Origin of the sequence: Clostridium sp. (genome assembly GCF_036646415.1) — a bacterium.
GTDB lineage: Bacteria > Bacillota > Clostridia > Clostridiales > Clostridiaceae > Clostridium_J.
Window position 1 is genome coordinate 1 of sequence record NZ_JAVXMF010000052.1, and the last position, 6236, is coordinate 6236.

At 34.6% G+C, this 6236-nt stretch carries 12 protein-coding genes; all 12 read right to left on the minus strand.

Annotated elements, in window-relative coordinates; translation table 11 throughout:
- Positions 1-329, minus strand: a 329-nt coding sequence (gene rplN / locus RSD37_RS16440; protein ID WP_346947813.1) for a 50S ribosomal protein L14, incomplete at its 3' end; no start/stop codon positions are given.
- Positions 330-352: 23 nt separating this feature from the next.
- The gene (gene rpsQ / locus RSD37_RS16445) at positions 353-607 is read right to left on the minus strand and encodes a 30S ribosomal protein S17 (RefSeq protein ID WP_021285434.1); all 255 of its coding nucleotides are present in this window, start codon (positions 605-607) and stop codon (positions 353-355) included.
- 21 nt (positions 608-628) lie between these two features.
- Entirely contained in the window at positions 629-841 is a 213-nt protein-coding gene (rpmC, locus tag RSD37_RS16450; RefSeq protein WP_346947814.1) for a 50S ribosomal protein L29, read from the minus strand.
- Entirely contained in the window at positions 831-1274 is a 444-nt protein-coding gene (gene rplP / locus RSD37_RS16455; RefSeq protein WP_346947815.1) for a 50S ribosomal protein L16, read from the minus strand. The genes rpmC and rplP overlap by 11 nt, the downstream gene beginning before the upstream one ends.
- Before the next feature lie 27 nt (positions 1275-1301).
- Positions 1302-1967 (minus strand): 30S ribosomal protein S3, encoded by a 666-nt coding sequence (gene rpsC / locus RSD37_RS16460; protein WP_346947816.1) that lies wholly within the window; start codon positions 1965-1967, stop codon positions 1302-1304.
- 16 nt (positions 1968-1983) lie between these two features.
- Positions 1984-2319, minus strand: coding sequence for a 50S ribosomal protein L22 (gene rplV, locus RSD37_RS16465; protein WP_346947817.1), 336 nt, complete (start codon positions 2317-2319; stop codon positions 1984-1986).
- 22 nt (positions 2320-2341) lie between these two features.
- Positions 2342-2623, minus strand: coding sequence for a 30S ribosomal protein S19 (gene rpsS, locus RSD37_RS16470; protein ID WP_346947818.1), 282 nt, complete (start codon positions 2621-2623; stop codon positions 2342-2344).
- Positions 2624-2685: 62 nt separating this feature from the next.
- Complete coding sequence (rplB, locus tag RSD37_RS16475) at positions 2686-3519, minus strand: 50S ribosomal protein L2 (RefSeq protein WP_346947819.1); 834 nt, start codon at positions 3517-3519, stop codon at positions 2686-2688.
- Positions 3520-3573: 54 nt separating this feature from the next.
- Positions 3574-3870, minus strand: a complete 297-nt coding sequence (rplW, locus tag RSD37_RS16480; RefSeq protein WP_346947820.1) for a 50S ribosomal protein L23 — start codon at positions 3868-3870, stop codon at positions 3574-3576.
- Positions 3870-4490, minus strand: coding sequence for a 50S ribosomal protein L4 (gene rplD / locus RSD37_RS16485; protein ID WP_346947821.1), 621 nt, complete (start codon positions 4488-4490; stop codon positions 3870-3872). The genes rplW and rplD overlap by 1 nt, the downstream gene beginning before the upstream one ends.
- A gap of 17 nt (positions 4491-4507) precedes the next feature.
- Positions 4508-5137, minus strand: a complete 630-nt coding sequence (rplC, locus tag RSD37_RS16490) for a 50S ribosomal protein L3 (protein WP_346947822.1) — start codon at positions 5135-5137, stop codon at positions 4508-4510.
- A gap of 108 nt (positions 5138-5245) precedes the next feature.
- Positions 5246-5554, minus strand: coding sequence for a 30S ribosomal protein S10 (gene rpsJ, locus RSD37_RS16495; protein ID WP_346933146.1), 309 nt, complete (start codon positions 5552-5554; stop codon positions 5246-5248).
- Positions 5555-6236: the final 682 nt, after the last annotated feature.

Sequence of the window (6236 nt, forward strand, 5' to 3'; positions counted from 1 at the left end):
TCTTTATCTCTTAGCTCCCTAGCAACAGGTCCGAAGATACGAGTTCCTTTTGGATTCTTATCGTCTTTTATAATAACAGCTGCGTTCTCATCAAATCTGATATAAGTCCCGTCTGCTCTTCTCAAACCCTTAACTGATCTAACAATAACTGCTTTTACTACGTCACCTTTTTTAACAACTCCACCTGGTGTTGCACTTTTAACGCTAGCAACAATTACGTCTCCGATGTTTCCCCATTTTCTCTTGGAACCACCGAGTACTCTAATACACATTATCTCTTTAGCACCAGAGTTATCCGCTACTTTTAATAATGTTTGTTGTTGTATCATGTAAATACCCTCCCTTCAGTTAACTATTTAGCTCTTTCCATGATTTCAACAAGTCTCCATCTCTTATCTTTAGATAGTGGTCTTGTTTCCATTATTAATACTCTATCGTTAACTTTTGCTTCATTATTCTCATCATGAGCTTTAAATTTAGTTGTTCTATTAACAGTTTTTCCGTATAGTGGATGCCTAACTTTAGTTTCTACAGCAACTACTATTGTTTTATCCATTTTGTCAGAAACAACTCTTCCGATTCTAGTTTTTCTATTTCCTCTTTCCACAAGATGAACCTCCTTTCAGTATTACTGCTCACAAGCCCTTAATTCTTCTTCTCTAAGGATGGTTTTAATTTGGGCTATAGACTTCTTAACCTGCTTAATTCTCATTGGGTTTTCCAACTGTCCTGTAGCTAACTGAAATCTAAGGTTAAATAATTCTGATTTAAGATCAGATAATTTTGCATTCAAATCTTGAGTAGTACCTTGTCTCAACTCTTTCAATTCATTAGCCTTCATTGATTTCACCACCCATTTCCTCAAAATCTCTTCTAGTAACAAACTTAGTTGTTACTGGTAATTTATGAGATGCAAGTCTCATTGCTTCTCTAGCAGCTTCTTCAGTTACTCCAGCTATTTCAAATAATACTCTACCTGGTTTTACTACTGCTACCCAATATTCTGGTGAACCTTTACCAGAACCCATACGAGTTTCAGCTGGTTTCTCAGTTACTGGTTTGTCAGGGAAGATTTTTATCCAAACCTTTCCTCCTCTTTTAACGTATCTATTTATAGCTATTCTGGCAGATTCGATTTGGTTGCTTGTAATCCAACCGCATTCTGTTGCTTGTAAAGCGAAGTCTCCATAAGCTATGAAGTTACCTCTTGTAGCTTTACCTCTCATTCTACCACGTTGTACCTTACGATGTTTAACTCTTTTAGGCATTAACATGTCAAATTCCTCCTTCCTTACACGTTATTATGAGTTACTTTCTTCCTTCTTAACTTTCTTAGTTGGAAGAACCTCACCTTTATATACCCAAACTTTTACTCCGATTTTTCCGTAGATTGTATTTGCTTCAGCAAATCCATAATCTATATCAGCTCTCAAAGTTTGTAGTGGAATTGTTCCTTCATGATACTGCTCTGTTCTCGCGATTTCAGCTCCGCCTAATCTACCTGAACATGCAGTCTTAACTCCCTTAACACCTGTTCTCATAGCTCTTTGAATAGTTTGTTTCATAGCTCTTCTGAAAGATATTCTCTTTTCTAGTTGAGCTGCTATGTTCTCAGACATTAATTGTGCATTATTTTCTGGTGTTCTAACTTCTACTATGTTAATTAAAACAAATTTATCAGTAACAACTTCTTTCAATGCAACTTTTAGTTCTTCTATACTTTGACCGCCTTTTCCTATAACCATTCCTGGCTTTGCGGTATGTATATTGATTTTAACTCTTTTCGCTGTTCTTTCTATCTCAATTTTTGATATTCCAGCAGTGAATAATCTTTTCTTTAAATATTCTCTGATAGCATGATCCTCAACTAAGTTGTCTGCGAAATTCTTTTTATCTGCATACCATTTAGCGTCCCAATCCTTGATTACACCAACTCTTAGGCCGTGTGGATGTACTTTTTGACCCACTCTATATCCCTCCTTCTTAAGCTCTTTCTTTAACTACTAGAGTTATATGGCTAGTTCTTTTTAGTATTCTAAATGCTCTACCTTGAGCGTGAGGTCTAAATCTCTTTAATGTTGGACCTGCACCTGTGTGAGCCTCTGCAACATACAATCTGTTTCTGTCTAAATTAAAGTTGTTCTCTGCATTCGCAACAGCTGATTTTAATAATTTATCAATTACCACAGCTGCATCTTTTGGAGTATATTGTAATATAGCGAAAGCTTCATTTACATTCTTATCTCTTATCAAGTCAAGAACAATCCCAACCTTCATAGGAGACATTCTTACATATTTAGCTATAGCTTTAGCTTCCATAGATAACTTCCTCCTTCCCGTACTATCTCATTCTACTTGATTTTTCCTTTGCGATATGACCTTTAAAAGTTCTTGTTAAAGCGAACTCTCCAAGTTTGTGTCCTACCATATCTTCTTGAACATATACTGGAACATGTTTTCTTCCATCATGAACAGCAATTGTGTGTCCAATCATTTGAGGAAAAATTGTAGAGCTTCTTGACCAAGTCTTTATAACTTTCTTCTCGCCTGCTTTGTTCATATCTTCTATTTTCTTTAGAAGAGATTCTTTTACAAAAGGTCCTTTTTTAACTGATCTACTCACTATTAGTGGCCTCCCTTCATGTAAAGTGTTCATAATCAGAAGAGAACTCTATTCTCTTCTAATTACTTACTATTTCTTTTCTTAACAATAAACTTGTCAGAGTATTTCTTAGTTTTTCTAGTTTTATATCCAAGAGCTGGTTTACCCCATGGAGTACGTGGGCTTGCATGACCAACTGGAGATTTTCCTTCTCCTCCACCGTGTGGGTGATCGTTAGGGTTCATTACAGAACCTCTCACTGTAGGTCTTATACCCATATGTCTTTTTCTTCCTGCTTTACCTATTTTAACAATTTCATGTGTTAAGTTTGAAACTGTTCCAATTGTAGCTCTACAGTTTAATCTTACATATCTAACTTCTCCACTTGGTAATTTCACTTGAGCATAATCGCCATCTTTAGCCATTAATTGAGCTGAAGAACCTGCAGATCTAACAAGTTGAGCACCTTTTCCAACTTGCAATTCAATGTTATGAATCATTGTACCAACTGGAATGTTAGCTATTGGAAGTGTGTTTCCTGGTTTTATATCAGATTCTGGTCCTGACACTATAACATCTCCAACTTTTAATCCAACTGGAGCTATTATGTATCTCTTTTCACCATCACTGTAAACAACTAATGCGATGTAAGCAGATCTGTTAGGATCATACTCGATTGTTGCAACTTTAGCTGGAATACCATCTTTAGTTCTCTTGAAATCTATTAATCTATATTTCTGTTTTGCTCCACCACCGTGGTGACGAACAGTAATTTTACCTTGATTATTTCTACCACCTGTTCTTTTCTTAGCAACAAGAAGTGATTTTTCTGGTACATTTGTAGTTATTTCTTCAAATGAAGCCATAGTCATATTTCTTCTTGAAGGTGTGGTAGGATTAAACTTTTTAACTGCCATTAGGTTTCCCTCCTTTTTCGCTTATCTGGTTCTAACCAATACTCGCGTTATATATTATTGCATTCCATCAAAGAATTCAATTGTTTTGCTATCAGCTGTTAATTGAATAATTGCTTTTTTGAAGTCAGCTCTTTTACCAATGTGAACTCCAACTCTCTTAGTTTTCCCTAAGTTTCTTAAAGTTTTAACATCTGCAACAGTAACTCCGAAAACTTCTTCGATAGCTTTTCTTATTTGAACTTTGTTAGCGTGTATGTCAACGATGAAAGTGTATTTTTTTTCTGCCATAGCAGCCATACTTTTTTCAGTTATAACAGGTTTTCTTATAATATCATAACTAGTCATTTTCATTATGCATACACCTCCTCAATCTTTGATACAGCTTCTCTAGTAATCATTAAGTTCTCATATTTTAATATGTCGTAAACATTTATGTTGTTTACTGGAATTACAGCTATTCCTTGAATGTTTCTTGCTGATTTATAAACATTCTCATTAGATTCAGCTACAACTATTAGTGTTTTCTTAGTTTCAAAAGCATTGATTAATTTCACCATTTCTTTAGTCTTTGGTGCATCGAAAGATAAACCTTCAAGTACTATCATTTCGTTTTCTTGTACTTTTGAAGTTAAAGCTGATTTCATAGCTACTCTTCTCATGCTCTTTGGAACTGAAACTCTGTAATCACGTGGTTTTGGTGCAAACACGATACCCCCGTGAATCCATTGTGGAGCTCTTATAGAACCTTGTCTTGCTCTTCCTGTTCCTTTTTGTCTCCAAGGCTTAATTCCTCCGCCTCTTACTTCAGCTCTAGTTTTAGCACTTTGTGTTCCTTGTCTTTTATTAGCTAATTGAGCTACTACAACTTGGTGCATTGCTTCAACGCTAACTTCAACTCCAAAAATGCTATCATTTAATTGGATTTCTCCAACTTCTTTCTTTTCAGTGTTATACACTTTTAATGTAGGCATTCTGCATCCTCCTTCCCTTAAGCTTTAACAGCGTTTCTTATTACTACTAAACCTTTATTTGGTCCTGGTATTCCACCTTTAACAAGAATAATGTTCTTTTCAGGTATTACTCTTACTATTTCAAGGTTTAATACTGTAGTATTTACATTACCCATATGTCCAGGCATTTTTTTATTTTTAAATGTTCTTGCTGGATCTGATGATGCTCCCATAGAACCTACTGCTCTGTGGAACTTAGATCCGTGACTCATTGGTCCTCTGTGGAAATTCCATCTTTTAATAACCCCAGCGAATCCTTTTCCTTTAGATATTCCAGATACATCTACTTTATCTCCAGCAGCAAATATTTCTGCTTTGATTTCAGCACCTACTTCGTAAGCACTTGTATCTTCCAATCTAAATTCTTTAATGTGTCTTCTTACAACAACACCTGCTTTGATAAACTCACCTTTTTTAGGTTTGTTTACGATGTTTTCTCTTATATCTCCAAATCCAACTTTTATAGCTTCGTACCCATCATTTTCCATTGTTTTCTTTTGGATAACTACGCATGGACCTGCTTCTACAACTGTAACTGGAATTACTTTTCTATTTTCATCAAATATTTGAGTCATTCCTAGTTTTTTACCCATTATAGCTTTTTTCATTTAAATACACCTCCTACTTATTAGCGGATCACCTTAATGATCATAATAGTTAGTAATAGTTTATCTATTACCCGTACTTCATAGTTCAACTTCATGTACTATGTACGATTATAATTTAATTTCGATATCTACTCCTGCTGGTAAGTCTAATCTCATTAATGCATCAACAGTTTTTGGTGATGGACTTAATATGTCGATTAGTCTCTTGTGAGTTCTTATTTCGAACTGCTCTCTTGAATCTTTGTATTTATGTGGAGCTCTTAAGATAGTTATTATATCTTTTTCAGTTGGTAGTGGCACTGGTCCAGCTACTTTAGCCCCTGTGTTCTTAGCAGTCTCAACAATTTTCTCTGCTGATTGATCAAGTATTGTGTGATCAAACGCTTTTAATCTTATTCTGATTTTTTGTTTTGACATTGTATTCCCTCCTTTTCATCGCACGCTATTACTTCTTACGCGCAACAGCGGATGTTCTGTAAACTGTTCCTAGTGTTTCCTATTTTTCAAGAAAACACGAAGCACACCACAGACCCCGTCGCCCAATTCTTGATTAGGACATGCTCGGTTAAGAATTCCCCCGGAAGTCCGGCAACCTCTTACCTCATCGCTGTTACCATATTGCAACTTCTATAGTATACATTATTTTATTAGCTTTGACAAGACTTTTTTATTCGTTTTTTAACCTTACTTTTAATGAGTATTATTTTAAAAATGATAGAATTTTTCCACAAATTTTATTTTTATTTTTTTGTTATGCATAATATTTGAAAAATATGTAACATGTATTCTTTCATTGTTTTATTACGTAAATAACTCCAAAACTCAATTTAAATTCATTTTTTATTTATGCCCATTATATCTCGATTTATTCCAACTACAATTATTTATTTTTTACTTCATTTTAAAACTCAATTTTAAAAATGAAGTAAAAAATAAAGAGACGGGCGTCCCCATCTCTCTACAATTCCTAGGTTTTATTGTGCACATTACCCATTACAGGGTATTATATTTTAAATTTGCATTATAGAAATCTTAAATATAAATTATTTAATGATAGAAGTTACAACTCCTGATCCTACTGTTCTTCCACCTTCTCTGA